This is a genomic window from Novosphingobium sp. B-7 (genome assembly GCF_000410615.1).
Classification (GTDB): Bacteria; Pseudomonadota; Alphaproteobacteria; order Sphingomonadales; family Sphingomonadaceae; genus Novosphingobium; species Novosphingobium capsulatum.
In genome coordinates this window covers 15,264-31,566 of record NZ_KE148498.1, presented here as the reverse complement: position 1 = coordinate 31,566, position 16,303 = coordinate 15,264, and the positions used below count along the sequence as shown (strand labels likewise).

18 protein-coding genes and 1 pseudogene are annotated in these 16,303 nt (G+C 66.7%); 8 read left to right on the top strand and 11 right to left on the bottom strand.

Going from position 1 to position 16,303, the window contains the following annotated elements; translation table 11 throughout:
- The 10 genes from H926_RS0122280 to H926_RS0122235 all read right to left on the bottom strand — a co-directional run.
- Positions 1-317, bottom strand: a 317-nt coding sequence (locus tag H926_RS0122280; RefSeq protein ID WP_237741157.1) for a GntR family transcriptional regulator, incomplete at its 3' end; no start/stop codon positions are given.
- Between the two features lie 177 nt (positions 318-494).
- Positions 495-1,697, bottom strand: coding sequence for a 3-oxoadipyl-CoA thiolase (gene pcaF, locus H926_RS0122275; RefSeq protein WP_022678226.1), 1,203 nt, complete (start codon positions 1,695-1,697; stop codon positions 495-497).
- Positions 1,697-2,359 carry a 3-oxoacid CoA-transferase subunit B gene (locus H926_RS0122270; RefSeq protein WP_022678225.1) on the bottom strand — a complete coding sequence of 221 codons (663 nt, stop codon included), beginning with the start codon at positions 2,357-2,359 and terminating at the stop codon, positions 1,697-1,699. Before H926_RS0122270 ends, pcaF begins: the two co-directional genes overlap by 1 nt.
- Positions 2,356-3,069: a CoA transferase subunit A gene (locus H926_RS0122265; RefSeq protein ID WP_022678224.1), complete on the bottom strand. Its 714-nt coding sequence runs from the start codon at positions 3,067-3,069 to the stop codon at positions 2,356-2,358. The genes H926_RS0122270 and H926_RS0122265 overlap by 4 nt, the downstream gene beginning before the upstream one ends.
- Before the next feature lie 42 nt (positions 3,070-3,111).
- The gene (locus H926_RS0122260; protein ID WP_022678223.1) at positions 3,112-3,489 is read right to left on the bottom strand and encodes a Rieske 2Fe-2S domain-containing protein; all 378 of its coding nucleotides are present in this window, start codon (positions 3,487-3,489) and stop codon (positions 3,112-3,114) included.
- The gene (locus tag H926_RS29880) at positions 3,482-4,330 is read right to left on the bottom strand and encodes a dioxygenase (RefSeq protein ID WP_022678222.1); all 849 of its coding nucleotides are present in this window, start codon (positions 4,328-4,330) and stop codon (positions 3,482-3,484) included. The genes H926_RS0122260 and H926_RS29880 overlap by 8 nt, the downstream gene beginning before the upstream one ends.
- The gene (locus H926_RS0122250) at positions 4,327-5,406 is read right to left on the bottom strand and encodes a maleylacetate reductase (protein WP_022678221.1); all 1,080 of its coding nucleotides are present in this window, start codon (positions 5,404-5,406) and stop codon (positions 4,327-4,329) included. The genes H926_RS29880 and H926_RS0122250 overlap by 4 nt, the downstream gene beginning before the upstream one ends.
- Before the next feature lie 7 nt (positions 5,407-5,413).
- A complete protein-coding gene (locus H926_RS0122245) occupies positions 5,414-6,904 on the bottom strand; it encodes an aldehyde dehydrogenase family protein (protein ID WP_022678220.1) in 1,491 nt (496 codons plus the stop codon).
- 2 nt (positions 6,905-6,906) lie between these two features.
- Entirely contained in the window at positions 6,907-7,935 is a 1,029-nt protein-coding gene (locus H926_RS0122240) for a hypothetical protein (RefSeq protein WP_022678219.1), read from the bottom strand.
- A 39-nt stretch (positions 7,936-7,974) separates the two neighbouring features.
- Positions 7,975-8,484 carry a hypothetical protein gene (locus H926_RS0122235; RefSeq protein WP_022678218.1) on the bottom strand — a complete coding sequence of 170 codons (510 nt, stop codon included), beginning with the start codon at positions 8,482-8,484 and terminating at the stop codon, positions 7,975-7,977.
- A gap of 284 nt (positions 8,485-8,768) precedes the next feature.
- Here H926_RS0122235 and H926_RS0122230 point away from each other — a divergent pair, with 284 nt between their 5' ends.
- The 7 genes from H926_RS0122230 to H926_RS0122200 are packed head-to-tail and all read left to right on the top strand — an operon-like array spanning position 8,769 to position 14,351.
- Positions 8,769-9,881 (top strand): FAD-dependent oxidoreductase, encoded by a 1,113-nt coding sequence (locus H926_RS0122230; RefSeq protein WP_022678217.1) that lies wholly within the window; start codon positions 8,769-8,771, stop codon positions 9,879-9,881.
- A gap of 47 nt (positions 9,882-9,928) precedes the next feature.
- Complete coding sequence (locus tag H926_RS0122225) at positions 9,929-11,089, top strand: S9 family peptidase (protein ID WP_051146480.1); 1,161 nt, start codon at positions 9,929-9,931, stop codon at positions 11,087-11,089.
- Complete coding sequence (locus tag H926_RS0122220; protein ID WP_022678215.1) at positions 11,086-11,391, top strand: Aromatic-ring-opening dioxygenase LigAB, LigA subunit; 306 nt, start codon at positions 11,086-11,088, stop codon at positions 11,389-11,391. The genes H926_RS0122225 and H926_RS0122220 overlap by 4 nt, the downstream gene beginning before the upstream one ends.
- On the top strand, positions 11,384-12,211 hold the full coding sequence (locus tag H926_RS0122215; protein ID WP_022678214.1) for a 2,3-dihydroxyphenylpropionate 1,2-dioxygenase: 828 nt from the start codon (positions 11,384-11,386) through the stop codon (positions 12,209-12,211). The genes H926_RS0122220 and H926_RS0122215 overlap by 8 nt, the downstream gene beginning before the upstream one ends.
- Positions 12,208-12,972, top strand: a complete 765-nt coding sequence (locus H926_RS29875) for an alpha/beta fold hydrolase (protein WP_022678213.1) — start codon at positions 12,208-12,210, stop codon at positions 12,970-12,972. Before H926_RS0122215 ends, H926_RS29875 begins: the two co-directional genes overlap by 4 nt.
- Positions 12,969-13,646 (top strand): arylsulfatase, encoded by a 678-nt coding sequence (locus H926_RS29870; protein ID WP_022678212.1) that lies wholly within the window; start codon positions 12,969-12,971, stop codon positions 13,644-13,646. The genes H926_RS29875 and H926_RS29870 overlap by 4 nt, the downstream gene beginning before the upstream one ends.
- Before the next feature lie 54 nt (positions 13,647-13,700).
- Positions 13,701-14,351 carry a TetR/AcrR family transcriptional regulator gene (locus tag H926_RS0122200; RefSeq protein ID WP_022678211.1) on the top strand — a complete coding sequence of 217 codons (651 nt, stop codon included), beginning with the start codon at positions 13,701-13,703 and terminating at the stop codon, positions 14,349-14,351.
- Here the strand turns inward: H926_RS0122200 and H926_RS0122195 are convergent.
- The gene (locus H926_RS0122195; RefSeq protein ID WP_022678210.1) at positions 14,348-15,703 is read right to left on the bottom strand and encodes an amidohydrolase family protein; all 1,356 of its coding nucleotides are present in this window, start codon (positions 15,701-15,703) and stop codon (positions 14,348-14,350) included. The genes H926_RS0122200 and H926_RS0122195 overlap by 4 nt on opposite strands.
- Before the next feature lie 284 nt (positions 15,704-15,987).
- Between H926_RS0122195 and H926_RS33870 the strand changes: the two are divergent.
- A pseudogene (locus tag H926_RS33870) lies at positions 15,988-16,303 on the top strand (TonB-dependent receptor); the annotation flags it as partial.

Sequence of the window (16,303 nt, the reverse complement as noted above, 5' to 3'; positions counted from 1 at the left end):
GGTGGGGAGACGAAGCGATAGATCGGCCGCCGGCCGATGGGCGGACTGGCCTCGATCGCCTCGGGCCGGCTGCGGGGCAGCCGCTTGGCCACCGCCGTGCCCTTGCGCCCGGCCGCTTCCAGCCAGCCCTGCGCCATCAGTTCCTCGTAGGCCGTCACCACCGTCTTGCGATTGAAACCCAGTTCCGCTGCCAGTTCCCGGCTGCTGGGAAGCGCGGAGCCTGGTTGCAGACGCCCACGCTCGATCTCGTGGATCAGGGCATGGGCCAGCTGCATATAGAGCGGCGTGGCCTGATCGCTGCGAATGCGCTGTTGCAAGGTAAGGGACCAGCCGCGGCGCATGGACCTGTGATGGACTCCGCAAAAGGGGTGTTGTGGGGTCCAATCGGAGTTTTGGGATTGGGGGTCAAGAGGCTTCCCTTACAGCGCTGCGCGGCACCTCCGTTCGTGCGCCTTACAAGACCTGTCCGAACGGGGTGAGGCCCCCGGCCGCCGTCAGACCTTTTCGAGCATCAGCGCGATGCCCTGGCCGACCCCGACGCACATGAATGCCAGCGCATAGCGGCCGCCGCTGTGGTGCAGTTCCTCGATGGCGGTCATGACGATCCGCGCGCCAGACATGCCCAGCGGATGACCCAGCGCGATGGCGCCGCCATTGCGGTTGACGCGCGGATCGTCGGCACGGATGCCAAGGGACCGGAGCGTGGCGATCGCCTGGCTGGCGAAAGCTTCGTTCAACTCGATCACGTCGACCTGTTCGAGCGCGATCCCGGTGATCCGGCACAATTTGCGGGCCGCCTCGATCGGGCCTGCGCCCATCACGCGCGGGGCAATGCCCGTTGCGGCCATGCCAAGTATCCGGGCGCGGGGCGTCAGGCCGTGGGTGCGGGCGGCCGCTTCGCTGGCAACCAGCATGGCCGCGGCGCCATCGTTGAGGCCCGAGGCATTGCCGGCGGTTACCGTCCCGTCGGGGCGGACGACCGGCCGGAGCTTGGCAAGCGCTTCCAGGCTGGTGGCGCGGGGGTGCTCATCGCGCGCGAAGATCGTGGGCTCGCCCTTGGGCTGGGGAATGTTGACCGGCACGATTTCCATCGCCATTCGGCCGCTGACGATCGCCGCTGCGGCCTTTTCCTGGCTGGCGAGCGCGAAAGCGTCCTGTTCCTCGCGCGTGATCTGCCACTCGTCCGCCACATTTTCACCGGTCTGCGGCATCGTGTCCACGCCATAGGCCGCGCGGAGCAGCGGGTTGATGAAGCGCCAACCCAGGGTGGTGTCCTCGATCTTCTGCCCGCGGTCGAAGGGGGTGGCTGCCTTGCCCAGCACAAACGGGGCGCGGGTCATGCTTTCGACGCCCCCTGCAATGATCAACTCGGCGTCGCCGGCGCGGATCGCCTGGGCGGCCATACCGACGGCGTTGAGGCCAGAGCCGCACAGCCGGTTGACGGTGGCCCCGGGCACCGCTTCGGGCAGGCCTGCCAGCAGCACCGCCATGCGCGCGACGTTGCGGTTGTCTTCGCCCGCCTGGTTGGCACAGCCAAGCAGCACGTCGTCGATGGCTTCCCAATCCACCCCGCCGTTGCGCTCGCCAAGCGCGTGCAACGGAATGGCGGCGAGATCGTCAGCGCGGATGGTGGAGAGCGCACCGTTCAACCTGCCGATCGGGGTGCGGATAGCGTCGCAGATAAAGGCGTGGCGCATCAGAGATCCTGGCTTGAGGACGGAGAAGACAGCGCGACCGAGAAACTGGCGCCGGTTTTTACACGAATTTCCTCCACCGTCACGCCAGGCGCGCATTCGACCAGGCGGAGGCCGGGCTTGGCGCAGGCGAGCACGCAGAGATCGGTGACGATCAGATCGACGCAGGCCCGGCCGGTCAGTGGCAGCGTGCAGGCCGGCAGGATCTTGTGCCCGCCGCTCTTGCTGGTGTGCTCCATCACCACGACGATGCGGCGCACGCCCGCGACGAGGTCCATCGCTCCGCCCATGCCCTTCACCATCTTGCCCGGGATGGTCCAGTTGGCGATGTCGCCGCCTTCGCTGACTTCCATCGCGCCCAGAACGGCCATGTCGATCCGGCCGCTGCGGATCATCGCAAAGCTGTCTGCGCTGGAAAAGAAGCTGGACGTGGGCAGGGTGGTGACGGTCTGCTTGCCAGCGTTGATGAGATCGGGATCGGCTTCGCCGGGATAGGGAAACGGCCCGATGCCAAGCAGGCCGTTTTCCGATTGCAGCGTCACGTCGATGCCGGCGGGAACATGGTTGGCCACCAGCGTCGGGATGCCGATGCCAAGATTGACATAGTATCCATCCTGCAACTCGCGGGCGACGCGGGCCGCCATTTCGTCGCGGGTCCAGCTCATGCCACAATCTCCGGCGCGCGGGTGGTCAGCTTTTCGATGCGCTTCTCGTTGATCGTCGACCGGACGATCCGGTCGACATAGATGCCGGGCGTGTGAATGCAGTCCGGGTCGAGCGCGCCGGCCGCGACGATCTCTTCCACTTCGACGACCGTGACCTTGCCCGCCGTCGCCATGTTGGGATTGAAGTTGCGCGCGGTTTTGCGGAACATCAGGTTTCCTTCGGGATCGGCCTTCCATGCCTTGATGATCGCCAGATCGGCACGCAGCCATGTTTCGCGGACATATTCCACGCCGTCGAAGGTTTCGATCGGCTTGCCCTCAGCCACGACCGTCCCCACTCCGGTCTTGGTATAGAACGCGGGAATGCCCGCGCCGCCCGCGCGGATGCGCTCGGCCAGCGTGCCTTGCGGCGTGAGTTCCAGTTCCAGCTCGCCGGAGAGGTATTGCTGCTCGAACAGCTTGTTCTCGCCGACATAGGACGAGATCATCTTCTTCCCCTGCCGGCTTTCCAGCAGCATCCACAGGCCAAACCCGTCGGCACCGGCATTGTTCGAGATGACCGTAAGGCCGCGAACGCCGCGTGCGCGGATTTCCGGGATCAGGCTTTCCGGGTTGCCCGACAGGCCAAAGCCGCCGGACATGATCGTCATGCCGTCGAACAACAGGCCGTCCAGCGCGTCGGCGGGGCTATCGTAGAGCTTGTTCTTCATGGTTCCTCCAGCGGTGCAGACCGTGCGCCGCCCAGATGCGTGTCAGTCGGCAATCGTCAGCAGGCCCTGGCCCGATACGCCGACGGGAATGGCGGTGAGCGACCGGCCCTCGCAGGCGCCCGAGAAACAGGCGCCGGTGTCGGCGCGGAACAGTGCAAAATGCTGGCTGCACAGGATGGCGCCGCTCTGCATGAACTCGTCTGGCGCGTGGTTGAGCGGCAGCGAATAGTGCGGGCAGAGGTTGAGATAGGCGCGCACGCCGCCATCCGGGATGTGGACCACGAACATCGAGAAAGTGCTGCGGCCGCGGCCAAAGCGATATTCCCTGGCGGCGCCAACCGGAATGTCCGCGATGGGGCCGAGCAGGGTTCCGGGCGCCGGGGCATTGGGGCGGTATCGCCACAGGCCTGGATCATCCATCGTGCCCCGCGGGCGCGTCGGCCAGGGTGAAGGCATAGTCGATCCCGAGGCTGCCATCGGCCTGTGCCTGGGGCCGCACGATCAGCGATTGCTTCACGCCGAAGACCGCGTCGCTTGCCAGATATGGGTCACCCTCGATGAACAGATGCGTGACGAGGCGACGATAGCCTGGTGCCGTGATCATGAAGTGGATGTGGGCCGGTCGGTTCGGATGGCGGCCGAGCGCCTCAAGCAGCGCGCCGACCGGGCCATCGTCGGGGATGGGGTAGCTGACCGGCACGATCGTGGCGAAGGCAAAGCTGCCGTCTGCGGCAGTTTCAAAGCTGGCTCGCAGGTGTCCGGCAGGCTGCTGCGGGTCCTGCACGTCGTATTGCCCGTTCGGTGCGGTCTGCCATACCTCTACCAGCGCACCGGCGAGGGGGGCGCCGCGTGCCGTGGATACCGTCCCGCGCATGTGCAGCGGCGTGCCTTCTTCCGGGCGCTTGAGGATCGAAGCCCCGGCGGCAAGCACCGGCTGGCGGCCGGCATAGAACGGGCCAAAGACGGTGGACTCGCTCACGCCCTCGCCAGCAGCATGATTGAGCGCATCGACCAGCATCGAGACGCCAAGCACGTCCGAAAGCAGGATGAACTCCTGCCGCTCGGCGGTGCACATCTGCCCGGTGCGGGTGAGAAACGCGATTGCCGCTTCCCATTCGGCCTCGGTAAGGCGCGTTTCCCGGATGGCGTCGTGCAGGTGGCGCAGCACCACGGCAAGGATCTGCCGCAACCGGGCATTTGGTGCCTCGGCCATGCGGTCGATCGCGGCCGTGGTAATGGCGGCAAAGTCGGGCGTGCTCATGCGGACTCGCTTTCGCTTGCAGCGGGTGGATCGCCGGCCCAGGCGCGGGCGATCAGGTCGCGGACCCCTGCGCGCTCCAAGGGGCGCGGGTTCCAATAGGCGTTTTCGAGCGCCTGGTCGGTTGCCACGTCGATGCCGGATTCGGGCATGCCCAGATCGCGCAGCGCGCACGGTGCGCCAACTTGCCGAGCCAGCCGATGGAGCGCCGCAGCCGGATCGTCGTCACCCAGGGCAGAGCGGAGCATCGCCATCGCTTCGGAGATCGCCGGCGCGTTGTAGGCGAGCGCGTGGGGCAACACGATGGCGTGGGTTTCGGCATGGGGCAGATCGAAACTGCCGCCGAGCGTGTGGCACAGCTTGTGGTGCAGCGCCATGCCGACCGAACCGAGCACCATGCCGCACAGCCATGCACCATAGAGCGCCTGGCTACGCGCCGCCACGTCGGCCCCGTCCGCAACGACGCGCGGCAGTGCTGACGCCAGCGCGCGGATGCCTTCCTGCGCGACCAACTGCATCACTGGGTTGGTATCGCGGGCATAGAGCCCCTCGACTGCATGGGCGATGGCATTGATGCCGCTGGTGCCCGAGATGCCGGGCGGCAGGCCCAGCGTCAGGTCCACGTCATAGACCACGGCATGCGGGAGGATTTCCGGCGCCCGGCGGGTGGTCTTGCGGCCTCCTGCGGTCTCGCCCAGGATCGGTGTCATCTCCGATCCGGCATAGGTGGTGGGCACGGCGATGTGGCGCACGCCGGTTCGCACGGCCAGCGCCTTGCCCAGGCCGATGGTGGAGCCGCCGCCGAACGCGACCACGCCATCGGCGCCGCATGCCGCCAATTCCGCTTCGGCGCGGGCCGTGACTTCGACCGGGGTGTGCATCGTCGCGTCGGTGAACGTGGCGACGATCGTGTTGCCAAGCGACCGGGTTGCCGCGCGTGCCTGCTCTGCCTGTTGCGGGGTGGACAGCAGCACGGCGCGACGCACACCTTGGTGCGCCAGCACCGTGGGCAGCGAAGCCACGGTGCCGGTTCCAAAGGTGACCTGTGTTGGCAGGCCCTGATAGGTGAAGTGCCGCATCCTTGGCTCAGCGCCGGTAGAAGGGCGGGATTTGCGCGTCGACATTGACCCACACCGACTTGGCCACGGTGTATTCGCGCATCGCCTCGAAACCCATTTCACGGCCATAGCCAGAACGGCCGACGCCCCCGAAGGGTGAGCCCGGATGGACCCGCTTGTAGCTGTTGATCCACACCATGCCGGCGTGGATCTGCTTGGCGAAGCGGTGCGCGCGGGTGATGTCCTGCGTCCACAGACCGGCGCCGAGGCCATATTCGGTGCCGTTGGCGATCGCCAGCGCCTCCTCGTCGGTGCGGAAGGTCAGCACGGTGACGAAAGGACCGAACACCTCCTCCTGCGCCACCCGGTGATCGGGCTGGGCGCGCACGATGGTCGGCTCCACAAAGCAGCCCGCCGCCAGCGCTGCATCGACAGGCGCGCGGCCGCCGGTCAGCACGTCGCCGCCCTGTTCGCGCGCGACCTCGACGAAAGACAGCACGCGCTCTTGGTGCAGCCGCGAGGTAAGCGGCCCCATTTCCGTCTGCGGATCGAGTGGATCGCCCAGCCGGATCGAGCGGGCGAGCGCCACGAACTTTTCAAGGAAAGCGTCGGCGATGGCTTCGTGCAGGATCAGCCGCGATCCGGCGATGCAGGCCTGGCCCTGATTGTGGAAGATCGCAAAGGCCGATCCACCCACTGCCGCCGGCAGATTGGCATCGGCGAAGACGATGTTCGGTCCCTTGCCGCCCAGTTCCAGCTGCACCTTCTTGAGGTTGGTGGCCGATGCCTCGACGATCCGCCGACCGGTGGCGGTAGAGCCCGTGAACGCGACCTTGCCGATGCCGGGATGTTCGGCAATGCGCTGGCCCGCGTCGTGGCCGTAGCCGGTGACGATGTTGATCACGCCGTCCGGAAAGCCGACCTGCTGCATCAGCTCGCCAATCCGCAAGGTGGACAGCGGCGTGATTTCCGATGGCTTGATCACCACCGTGTTGCCTGCCGCGAGCGCAGGGCCCAGCTTCCAACTGGTGAACATCAACGGGAAGTTCCACGGCACGATCGCGCCGACCACGCCGATCGGTTCGCGTTCGACATAGTTGAGGAAGCCCGCATCGACCGGCACGACAGAACCTTCCAGCTTGTCTGCCATGCCGCCGAAATATCGGAAGCACAGCACCGTGCGCGGCACGTCGAGCGACAGGCAATCGCGGATCGGGTGGCCGGTATCGAGCGCTTCGAGCCGCGCAAGGTTGGCAGTATCTGCCTCGATCGCGTCGGCCAGCTTGAGCAGCAGGCGCCCGCGATCGTGTGCAGCCAGCGCCCGCCAGGCCGGGAAGGCGCGCGCGGCCGCCTCGACCGCGCGATCTACATCGGCGGCCGTGGCGATGGCGACTTCGGCGAGGGCCTCGCCATCAAAGGGATTGGCCACGGTGATCGTGCCGCCATCGGCACCATCGCACCATTTTCCGTCGATCAGCAGCTTGGTCGGGAAAGCGAGAAGGGGGTCGATCCGCGCCATGGTCAGAACTGCACCGGCGTGACGGGGGCGGTGCCCTCGGCAATCATCTGCGGGATCTTGGCGGCGCCGTTTTCCCAGACGAGCAGCATCGAGCGCTTGGTCGAATAGCCCTGGTGGCGGATATCGGCAGGCATGCAGCAGATGTCGCCGGCACGGGCCAGCACGCGGGCGCGCGGCTTGCCGGTTTCCTTGTCCTTCACGTCCCAGGTGATCTCGTCGGAAAGCTGCAGGAACCACTCGCAGCGATCGTTGCCATGTTCGACCGGCAGGATGAACTCCTCCGACGTGGGGCAGAACAGGCTATCGCCCACCACCGAGCAGACACTGGGGTTCCAGGTCACGTCAGAGCGGGACAGGTAACCAAACAGGTTATAGGCGCTCACCTCGTGCTCGAAACCGGGCTCGGCCTCGACTACCGGCTGGTCTTGCGGCACATCGGCGAACTGGCGGTTTACCGGGAAGCCGGCGGTATCGGTGCGCAGCGGCGTGTCGCCGGGCAGGCCGACCATGCGGTGCGCGGTCACGCGCTGGCGGGTGATGGCGGCATCGTTGGCGCCGTGCTTCACACCCCAGGGAACGCCGGTTTCCATCGGCGCGGCAAACGGGTCATAGCCCGCCACCGTCCAGTCAGAGAGCAGTTCCTTGAACGTCGCCATCAGCGCGGCCGACTGGAAACGCTCGGAATAGTCGCGGCCGGCGCTGCGGTAGGCATCGTTGAAGCGCCCGGCGAACATCGTCACTTCGCCATAGTGGTTGATGGTGCCGAACACCGCGTCGAAGTTCACCACGCCATAGAAGAAGCCCCAGGCGACATCGCGCATCATTGCCCGCAGGAACACGTCGATCGGGATGATGTGGGTTCCGCCCGGCCACGAGAGGTGGGCGAAATACTCGTCACGCTTGAAGTGGAAGCCGCCGGCGCGGAAGGCGCGGAACCCGGTCTGGTTGCTGATTTCCAGCGTTTCGGTGTCGGTGCTGGCGGTGCTGGTGGTGGGCGCAGCCTGGGCGTCGAGCGATAGCGACATGGCCATGGAATTTCTCCTGAAAGGGTCGGGAAAGGCGCGGCGCGATCAGGCCGTGGTCTGGCAGATCTCCGCCCATTTCTGGACGGTCACGTCGCCAAGGATCGTCTGCACCAGGATGACGGCGGGTTTTTCGGCATGGAAGCGATAGGCCGCCCCCACCGGCAGCAGTCCCTGGTGGCCGCGCCCGAGCACGAGGCGGCCCATCTTGCGGCCTTCGGGCATGGCGTCGGCCAGTTGCACCGCGCCCTCATGCTCGGGATCGACATGATCATCCGGACTGGCGAGCTTGACGAGGTGGACTTCGACATCGCCATCCATGCACAGGACAAACTCGTCGTGCGCGCAGGTGTACCAGGGTGAGGTGCCTTCGGCGCGGGCAGCTTCGATGACATATTCAAAGTTGATGCCCACGGCGACACGGGCATAGGGCGCGTTGGTCTTTGCCACCTCGAAGACGTTGGAAAACACATAGTTGCGGGGATCGTCGTTGATGATCTCGACGCCGCCCTTCTCGTAATCATCCAGCGAACCAAAGCGGGTGATGACGTCGGACATTTCCAATCTCCTGAGCGTGCCACGGCGCGTGTTCGCGCTCCAACCCTGACGGGACAGTGGCTTGGTCGAGGGCAGGCTAGGAGCGTGGCTGCCTGTCTTCCTGCACGATTCCAGCGTGCTTCGGCACGGCTTGCACAGATTCGCCCGAAAGCGCAGGCACGCCCGTTCCCGGGGCTGTACGATCGTACGGTTCGTCGCTAATCGAAATGGCGAAACGACCTTCAAGGAGCGGAGAGAGACATGATCGTGAGGATGGGCGCGGCAAGCATCGCGCGGGTGCGGGCATGACCAGCGTGCGCTCGGCCCTGATCATCGGCGGCGGAATCGGGGGTATGTCCTCGGCCCTCGTGCTGCGGCGCCTGGGTGTGGCGGTGGACCTGATCGACATCGACCCAGCCTGGCGCGTCTATGGCGCCGGCATCACCATCACCAGCCCGACGCTGCGCGCCTTTGATCAACTGGGCATTCTGGACGACGTGCTGCGCGACGGCTTTTCCGGCAACGGCATCCGGGTCTGCACGATCGAGGGGCAGCAGGTGGGCGAAGTGCCCGATCCGGCCGGCATGCCCGGCAGCGGCGGGATCATGCGGCCGACGCTGCACCGCATCCTCTCGGAAAAGACCCGCGCATCGGGCGCCACTGTACGGCTGGGGCTGACTGTCGACGCGCTGCATCAGCGGGATGACCAGGTCGATGTCGTGTTCAGCGATGGCGGCCGTGCCAGCTATGATCTGGTGCTGGGGGCCGACGGCGTGTTTTCGCGCACCCGCAGCCTGATCCTGCCAGATGCGCCTCAGCCCGAATATACCGGGCAAACGATCTGGCGGCTGTTCGCCGATCGCCCGGCAGAGATCGACCGCCGCCATTTCTTCCTGGGCGGGCCGGTCAAGGTGGGGCTGTCGCCCGTGTCGCGCGACAGCTTGTACATGTTCCTGCTCGAAACCTGTCCGCGCCGCAGCGTGGTGCCAGATGAGGAACTGTACCTCGGCTTGCGTGATCTTCTGGATGGATACGGCGGCCCGTTGCGGGCGCTGCGCGAGGGCCTTGGCCCCCGCTCGCAGATCGTGATGCGGCCGCTCGAGGCGTTCCTGCTGCCGCCACCCTGGCATGTCGGGCGCGTGCTGTTGATCGGTGATGCCGCGCATCCCACTACGCCCCATCTCGCGTCTGGCGCTGGCATGGCGGTGGAGGATGCCATCGTGCTTGGCGAGGAACTGGCCCGCGGTGACGACCTGCCCGAAGTGCTCGCCCGCTTTGCCGAGCGGCGCACGGCGCGCTGCCAGCTGGTCGTGCGCAACTCGATGGAAATCGGTCGTCTCGAGCGCGCCGGCGCGCCGCCCGCCGAGCAGACCCGGATCGTCGGCGAGACACTCGCCATGCTCGCCCAGCCCATTTGATGCCTTTGCATGCGCTGCGCGCGCAGCAGCAGCAGCAGGAGATAGCGATGTTCGACACCGAACCCCAATTGCCGCCCGCCACCCCCGACACCGGGCGGCCGCGTACCCTGGACGAAGCCAAGGCGTGGATGCTCGATCGCACGGGCAAGGCGATCCACCCGATGAACAACCTGGCCGCCGACGATACCGCTGCCGTCCTCACAACGCTCCAGGGGCTCGATCCGGTGAACTGGGCAGCGGCCTGGCGTGACGCTGGCGAAAAGGCGTGGCAGCGCGCCGAGACGGAAAGCGATCCGGCGCTGCGGCGCAAGGAGTATCTGCGCGCGCACGGTTTCTTTTTCCTCGGCCGTTTTCCGTGCCCCAACCATCCCGACAAGCTTGCCTGTGCCGCGCGCGAGCGGGATGCCTATCTGGCCGCCGGCGCGCTGATGTCGCCGCCGCTGGCCCGCGTGGTGGTGCCGTTTGACGGCCATGCCGGTGAAGGCGGCGAGGTCGTGTTCTACTACCGCCGGCCCCAGGGCGTTGCTCGCCCCCGTGTCGTGGTGATGTGGGGCGGGGTGGACGCGTGGAAGGAACAGATGACCGCGGCGTGCGACCTGCTGCTGGCCCGCGGTATCGCCACCATCGCGATGGATGGGCCAGGCACCGGCGAATCGCCCGTAAAGGGCACCGCCGATGCCGAGCGTCAGTTCCTCCCCGTGTTCGACTGGGCAGCGGCGCAGCCGGATCTCGATGGCGCCAAGGTCGGCCTGCTCGGGCGCTCGTTCGGCGGCTATTGGGCGACCAAGCTCGCCCATGTCGTCCCTGACCGCGTGGCCGGCGCGGTGAACTGGGGTGGCGGCGCGCACTTCATGTTCCAGCGCGAATGGATCGAACGCTCGCGCCATCCTGACAGCTATCTGATGGAACTGGTCGAGACGCGGATGCGCATGCTCGGCGTCGATAGCTGGGAGGGCTATATCCAGGGCTTTGCCCAGCTCTCGCTGCTTGAGCAAGGCCTGCTCGATCGCCCTTCGGCACCGCTGCTGCTGGTCAATGGGCGTGGCGACAGCCAGTGCCCGGTGGCCGATATCGATCTTCTGGTCGGCCACGGCAGCCCCAAGGCAGTGCGCATGTTCCCCGGCGGCCACATGGGCATCACCCCGCAAACGCTGCCGACCATCGTCGACTGGCTCGTCGGCGCCGTAGGTGCGGGAGCATCGGCATGACCGCGCGCAACTGGGTGCAGGACATGCCCACCGAAGAGGCCTATGCGATCAACCGCATCCTCTATCGCGTCCAGCATGACCGCGCGGAGGAAACCCGCTTCTTCGACAATCCGGCGCGCTACATCGCGGACGAACCGCTGTCTGATGCGGCCCGCGCCGCGCTCGACGCCACCGACATCGGCAGGCTCTATTTGCTGGGCGCCAACCCCTATCTGCTGCGCGCCTATTGCCTGCAACTGCGGGTTCCCGAAGCCGACTATCTGGCTGCCCTGCGCGCCGTAGGAGATGCGACCCATGGCTGAGATTACCGGCGTCTATGCCGTGAGCCACACCCCCGTGATGACCAATATGCCCGATGCGCCCGCGCCCGCGCGGCGCGAGGCCGCTTTTCGCCAGTTCACGCGGGTGGGGCAGGAGATCGCGGCGACGCAGCCCGACGCGCTGGTCCTGGTTTCCGATGATCACCTGCACAATTTCTTTCTCGATAACCTGCCGCCTTTCTGCATCGGCGTGGCGCGATCCTACCCCAGCCCGGTGGAGGGTTGGCTCAAGATCCCGAAGCAGCAATTGCCGGGCGATGCCGCGCTTGCCGCGCATCTGCTCCAGTCGGTGATGGCGGCGGGCTTTGACCCGGCGCTGTCGATGGAACTGACGCTTGACCACGGCATGATGACCCCGCTCGATCTGGCCGGGATTGCGGGGGCCATCCCGGTAGTGCCGATCCTGGTCAACACGGTGCAGCCGCCGATGCCGGCGATGCGGCGCTGCGTGGCGTTCGGCCGGGCACTGGGGCAGGCTATCAGGGGCTATATGGGCGCCGCGCGCGTGGCTGTGCTCGCCACCGGCGGGCTGAGCCACGATGTTGGCACGCCGCGCATGGGCCAGCTCGACGAGGCGTTCGACCGTGGCTTTCTCCAGCAGTTGGAAGCTGGCGGGCTGGATGCGGCTGCCGACTTTGCGGAAGCGACGGTCAACACAGCCGGCAATGGCGCGGAAGAAGTGCGCAACTGGCTGGTCGCCCAGGGCATTGCCGAAGGCGCGCCGTTCGAAACCTATCACTATGACTGCATCACCGACTGGTATACCGGGATCGGGCTGGGCCGCTGGAGCATGATGGCATGACGCTTGCAATCCATATCGACGGCCCCGCCGGCGCGCCGCCGCTCGTCTTCCTCCATGCCATCGCCACCTCGGCCGCGTTGTGGCGCCCGCAGGTGGAGCAGCTTTCCCAGCGGTTTCGCGTGGTGCGGGTGGACCTGCCGGGCCATGGCGCCAGTGCATTGCTGCCCGAAGGCGCTGGCTTTGCCGACTATGCCGATGCGGTTGCCGAGACGCTCTCAACCCATGGCATCGATCGGTTCAGCCTGGTCGGCATGTCGTTTGGCGCGATGGTGGCGATGCAGGTGGCGCTGCGCCATGCTGCCCGGGTGGAGCGCCTGGTGCTGGCCTGCTGTGCCGCGCGCACGCCCCCGCCCGTCGCCGCGATGTGGCATGAGCGGATCGCGATGGTGGAGCGCGAGGGGATCGAGACGCAGGTCGAAACCAGCCTCGACCGCTGGTTCACGCCCGATTTCGCTGCTGCCTCGCCGCAGACGCTTGACGGGGTGCGCGGCATGATCCGCCAGACGCCCGCCGCCGGCTTTGTTGCGGCAGCGCGGATCATCGCCACGCTCGATCACATGGCCTTGCTGCCAAAACTCGCGATGCCATGCCTGGTGCTGGCTGGTGCCGAGGACAAGGCGGCGGCGCCCGCGATGATGCAAGACTTCGCCGCGCATATCCCGACCGCGCGGTTTGCCACTTTGCCGGCCGCGCACCTCGCCAATGTCGAGGCGCCAGGTGCATTTGGCGAAACGATCGCGCGTTTCGTGGAGGGGCAATGACCGCGATTACACTGATTCATGCGCTGGAAGCCTCGATCGCGCCGATCAACGCCGCCTTTGCCGAGCATTGGCCACAGGCGCGCCTGGCCAACCTGCTCGACGACAGCCTGTCGCGCGACTTGGCCGAGGCTGGCGCGCTTACCGACGCGATCGTTGCGCGGTTCCGCACGCTGGGCCGCTATGCGGCAGGGGCAGGGGCCGATGGCATTCTGTTCACCTGCTCTGCCTTTGGGCCGGCGATCGACGCCGTTGCCGCCGATCTGGCGCCGCTGCCGGTGCACAAGCCCAATACGGCGATGATCGCACGGGCCGTCGCGGCGGCGGGGGCAGGGCGCATCGCGCTGCTGGCGAGCTTTGCACCGACGCTGCCTTCGATGCTGCCCGAATTCCCCGATCCCGACCGGGTGCTGCCGGTACATTGTCCCGGTGCGCTCGACGCGCTGCAAAGCGGCGATGCCGCGCGGCACGATGCGATTGTTGCAGCGGTCGCTGCCACTCTGCCCGAGGATTGCAGCGTCGTGGCATTGGCGCAGTTCAGTCTGGCCCGCGCTGCGGCCGCGATCGCGCCGCATGCCGGCCGAACGGTCCTGACCACGCCGCAATGTGCGGTAGAGGGCATTCGCGCGGCAATTTTTCATGAGGCTTGCGTCGAGAATCGCGGCGCGATCCGCTAACGCCGCCGCGCGGCCCTGTCGAAGCGCCGCGCTGCACCGGGGGACGAAACGAGCGTGACGGGACGTACGCAGAAGAAGACCAAGCGCGAGATCATCCTCGACGCAGCAGAAGCGCTGTTTGCCGTGCATGGCTTCGACGGGGTCTCGATGCGGATGATCGCCGAACGCGGGCCGGTCGGGCTCGGCCTGCTGACCCACCACTTCCCCGCCAAGGATCAGCTGTTTGCCGCCGTGCTGGAACGGCGCGCCGATATCATCAATACGGCACGCCTCGCCGCGCTCGACGCGCTGGACAAGCCAGACCTGGAAGCACTGCTGGCGGCCTTTCTGCGTCCCTATGTCGAACGGATCGCCGAGGGCGACGAAGGCTGGCGCTCCTATGCCCGCCTGCACGCGATGATGACCCAGGATGCGCGGTGGACCCCGGTTGCCGCGGCGATCTTCGGTGGGGTGGCCGAAGAAATGATCGCCCGCATCCAGGTGGTGGAGCCGCGCCTCACGCCCGATCTGGCCGCACGTGGCTATGTCCTGCTTCTGGGCGGCATGGTGAGCATGTTTGCCGACACCCGGCTGCTCGACCGGTTGACCCACGGGCGCCTGTCCAGCAGCGATGTTGTGGCGAGCTTCGATCCGATCGTTCGTTTCGCCGCCGCCGGCATCCGCGCCCTGGCGGAGCCGGCGGGAACTGATCCCCACGCCGCCTAGAGCGTCGCGTCGCAGCCGACTTGGGCACGGCGGCGGATCGCATCGTGCGATCGCGCGGCGGCCTTGCCGACGGCGGCCACATCGATGCCCAGCAGCTGGCCAGCGCGCTTGAGGAAGCGGCCGTCGACCATGACGGTGTCAACGTTCGCCGGCTGGCCGTGCTGGACCAGCTGGAAGGTGGCGTTGCTATCGTCCACCGCGATCATGTTGAGATCGCTGGTGCGCACCAGGATCAGGTCGGCGCGCTTGCCGGGCGCGATCGATCCGGTCGTGTCTTCAAGCCCCAGCACCCGCGCGCCGTTCAGCGTCGCGAGCTGCAGCATCTGGCGCGGCATGGTCAGGCCATTGGTGGGATCTGCCGGGTTGCCGGGCCGCATAATGATCTCGGTGAACGAGGCGCCGCGCTGCTGGGCGATTCGCGCAGATGCTATGATCGTGCGCATCGCGGCAAACGGATCCACGCAGGTCTGCGCCGTTACATCGACGCTGAAGCCGATGTCGTGGAACGGCACGCCGTTTTCAAGGAAGCGGATCAGCGGCGGCAAGCCCGCACCAATTATCGTGTCGGTAGAAGGGCAGAGGGAAATCTTGACGCCGCGCGCCGCCAAAAGCTGGAGCAGCTGGTCCGGCGTGCCGGGCCCATGGGTAAAGATGAACTCTGGCCCCAAAAGGTGCAGAACCTGGGACAGGTCGGCATGCGGGGCGATCGATTTGAGCCCGTGGCGCCGGGCCGCTTCCACTTCGGTGACGAAGTGCTGCGTCGTGTGGATGACGACGCCCAGATCGATCCGCTCGTCGCCATGCTGGCCGAGCCATTCGAGCATGGGGACAATTTCGCCATCGTCGACGGCGGTGGAGCCAGGATGCGGCAGATGGCCATAACCGAAGCGGGCGCGGATGCCGCTGTCTGCCAGGGCCTGCGCCTGCGCAAGCGCGTCTTCGGTATTGCGCAGCGCATTGGACCAGTTGTGGCAGGTGGTGACGCCAGCATTGATCGCCTCGGTCGCGGCATAGCGGATGGCGGCATAGTGATCCTCGGCGGTGTAGCTCCCGGCAAGGCGGTGGAGCGCGAAATAGCCGGGCGCATCATGCGACAAACCGCGCCAGATGCTGTTCCACATGTGCCAGTGCGTCTCGATGAAGCCGGGCATCAGGATCATGCCGGCAGCATCGATCACCTCGGCATCGTCGGCTGGTAACTCCTCGGCCACGGCGACAATGGCGCCGCCGCGTACCAGCACGTCGCCGCGGGCAAGGTCGCCTATTGCGGGGTCCATGGTGAGGATGCGGGCGCCGCGGATCAGATATGCACCGCGGGGAAGATCGGTTGCCACGGCCTGGTCGTTATTCACTCGCATCTCTCCTAACCATCCCGCGCTCTGCAGCATGCGCTGCGGCCCGGTCTTTGCGCCATCCTTGGCATTCTCCCCGACGACAGGGAAGTTCCTGCATGTTCCGGGCATTTGCCTGCACGGAAACGACCGGGGAACTGCGCGTGCCGTTTTCATGCATCGGCCGTGCTGCATCATGCAGGATTCCGGCAAAGGGCCTGCCTAGACCAGCATCAACCGCATGTGCCCTGCGCCGGACCAGCCAGCGCAAGGGACACAGCAAACAACGCAAATGGGAGGATGCCTTGAACCCACGCTATTTCCTGTCGACTGCACCGTTGGCGCTCGCGCTGTGCGCGATGCCCGCTGCCGCGCAGACCGCATCGGCCGCCGCGCCCCAGGCGCCTGCTGCGGAGCCCGCAGAGGCCGCCAGCGGCGCGCAGAGCGACGCGAGCGAGCAAGGCCTCAAGGACATCGTGGTTACCGCGCAACGTCGCTCGGAAAACCTCCAGCGCGCCGCGATCGCGGTCAGCGTGGTATCGTCTGACGCACTCGCCCGGCTCAATGTCACCCAGTCCTCGCAGCTGACGACGCTGGTGCCCGCCTTGCAGGTCGCCTCCA

What these genes read in the sequence shown, in the direction of transcription:
- H926_RS29875 (WP_022678213.1), top strand. Translation starts at nt 12,208, where the DNA reads ATGACGCTTGCAATCCATATCGACGGCCCCGCCGGCGCGCCGCCGCTC.
- H926_RS0122230 (WP_022678217.1), top strand. Translation starts at nt 8,769, where the DNA reads ATGACCAGCGTGCGCTCGGCCCTGATCATCGGCGGCGGAATCGGGGGT.
- H926_RS0122220 (WP_022678215.1), top strand. Translation starts at nt 11,086, where the DNA reads ATGACCGCGCGCAACTGGGTGCAGGACATGCCCACCGAAGAGGCCTAT.
- H926_RS0122215 (WP_022678214.1), top strand. Translation starts at nt 11,384, where the DNA reads ATGGCTGAGATTACCGGCGTCTATGCCGTGAGCCACACCCCCGTGATG.
- H926_RS0122235 (WP_022678218.1), bottom strand. Translation starts at nt 8,484, where the DNA reads ATGTCCGACGTCATCACCCGCTTTGGTTCGCTGGATGATTACGAGAAG.
- H926_RS0122270 (WP_022678225.1), bottom strand. Translation starts at nt 2,359, where the DNA reads ATGAGCTGGACCCGCGACGAAATGGCGGCCCGCGTCGCCCGCGAGTTG.
- H926_RS0122225 (WP_051146480.1), top strand. Translation starts at nt 9,929, where the DNA reads ATGTTCGACACCGAACCCCAATTGCCGCCCGCCACCCCCGACACCGGG.
- H926_RS0122250 (WP_022678221.1), bottom strand. Translation starts at nt 5,406, where the DNA reads ATGCGGCACTTCACCTATCAGGGCCTGCCAACACAGGTCACCTTTGGA.
- H926_RS0122240 (WP_022678219.1), bottom strand. Translation starts at nt 7,935, where the DNA reads ATGGCCATGTCGCTATCGCTCGACGCCCAGGCTGCGCCCACCACCAGC.
- H926_RS29870 (WP_022678212.1), top strand. Translation starts at nt 12,969, where the DNA reads ATGACCGCGATTACACTGATTCATGCGCTGGAAGCCTCGATCGCGCCG.
- H926_RS0122265 (WP_022678224.1), bottom strand. Translation starts at nt 3,069, where the DNA reads ATGAAGAACAAGCTCTACGATAGCCCCGCCGACGCGCTGGACGGCCTG.
- pcaF (WP_022678226.1), bottom strand. Translation starts at nt 1,697, where the DNA reads ATGCGCCACGCCTTTATCTGCGACGCTATCCGCACCCCGATCGGCAGG.
- H926_RS0122245 (WP_022678220.1), bottom strand. Translation starts at nt 6,904, where the DNA reads ATGGCGCGGATCGACCCCCTTCTCGCTTTCCCGACCAAGCTGCTGATC.
- H926_RS29880 (WP_022678222.1), bottom strand. Translation starts at nt 4,330, where the DNA reads ATGAGCACGCCCGACTTTGCCGCCATTACCACGGCCGCGATCGACCGC.
- H926_RS0122260 (WP_022678223.1), bottom strand. Translation starts at nt 3,489, where the DNA reads ATGGATGATCCAGGCCTGTGGCGATACCGCCCCAATGCCCCGGCGCCC.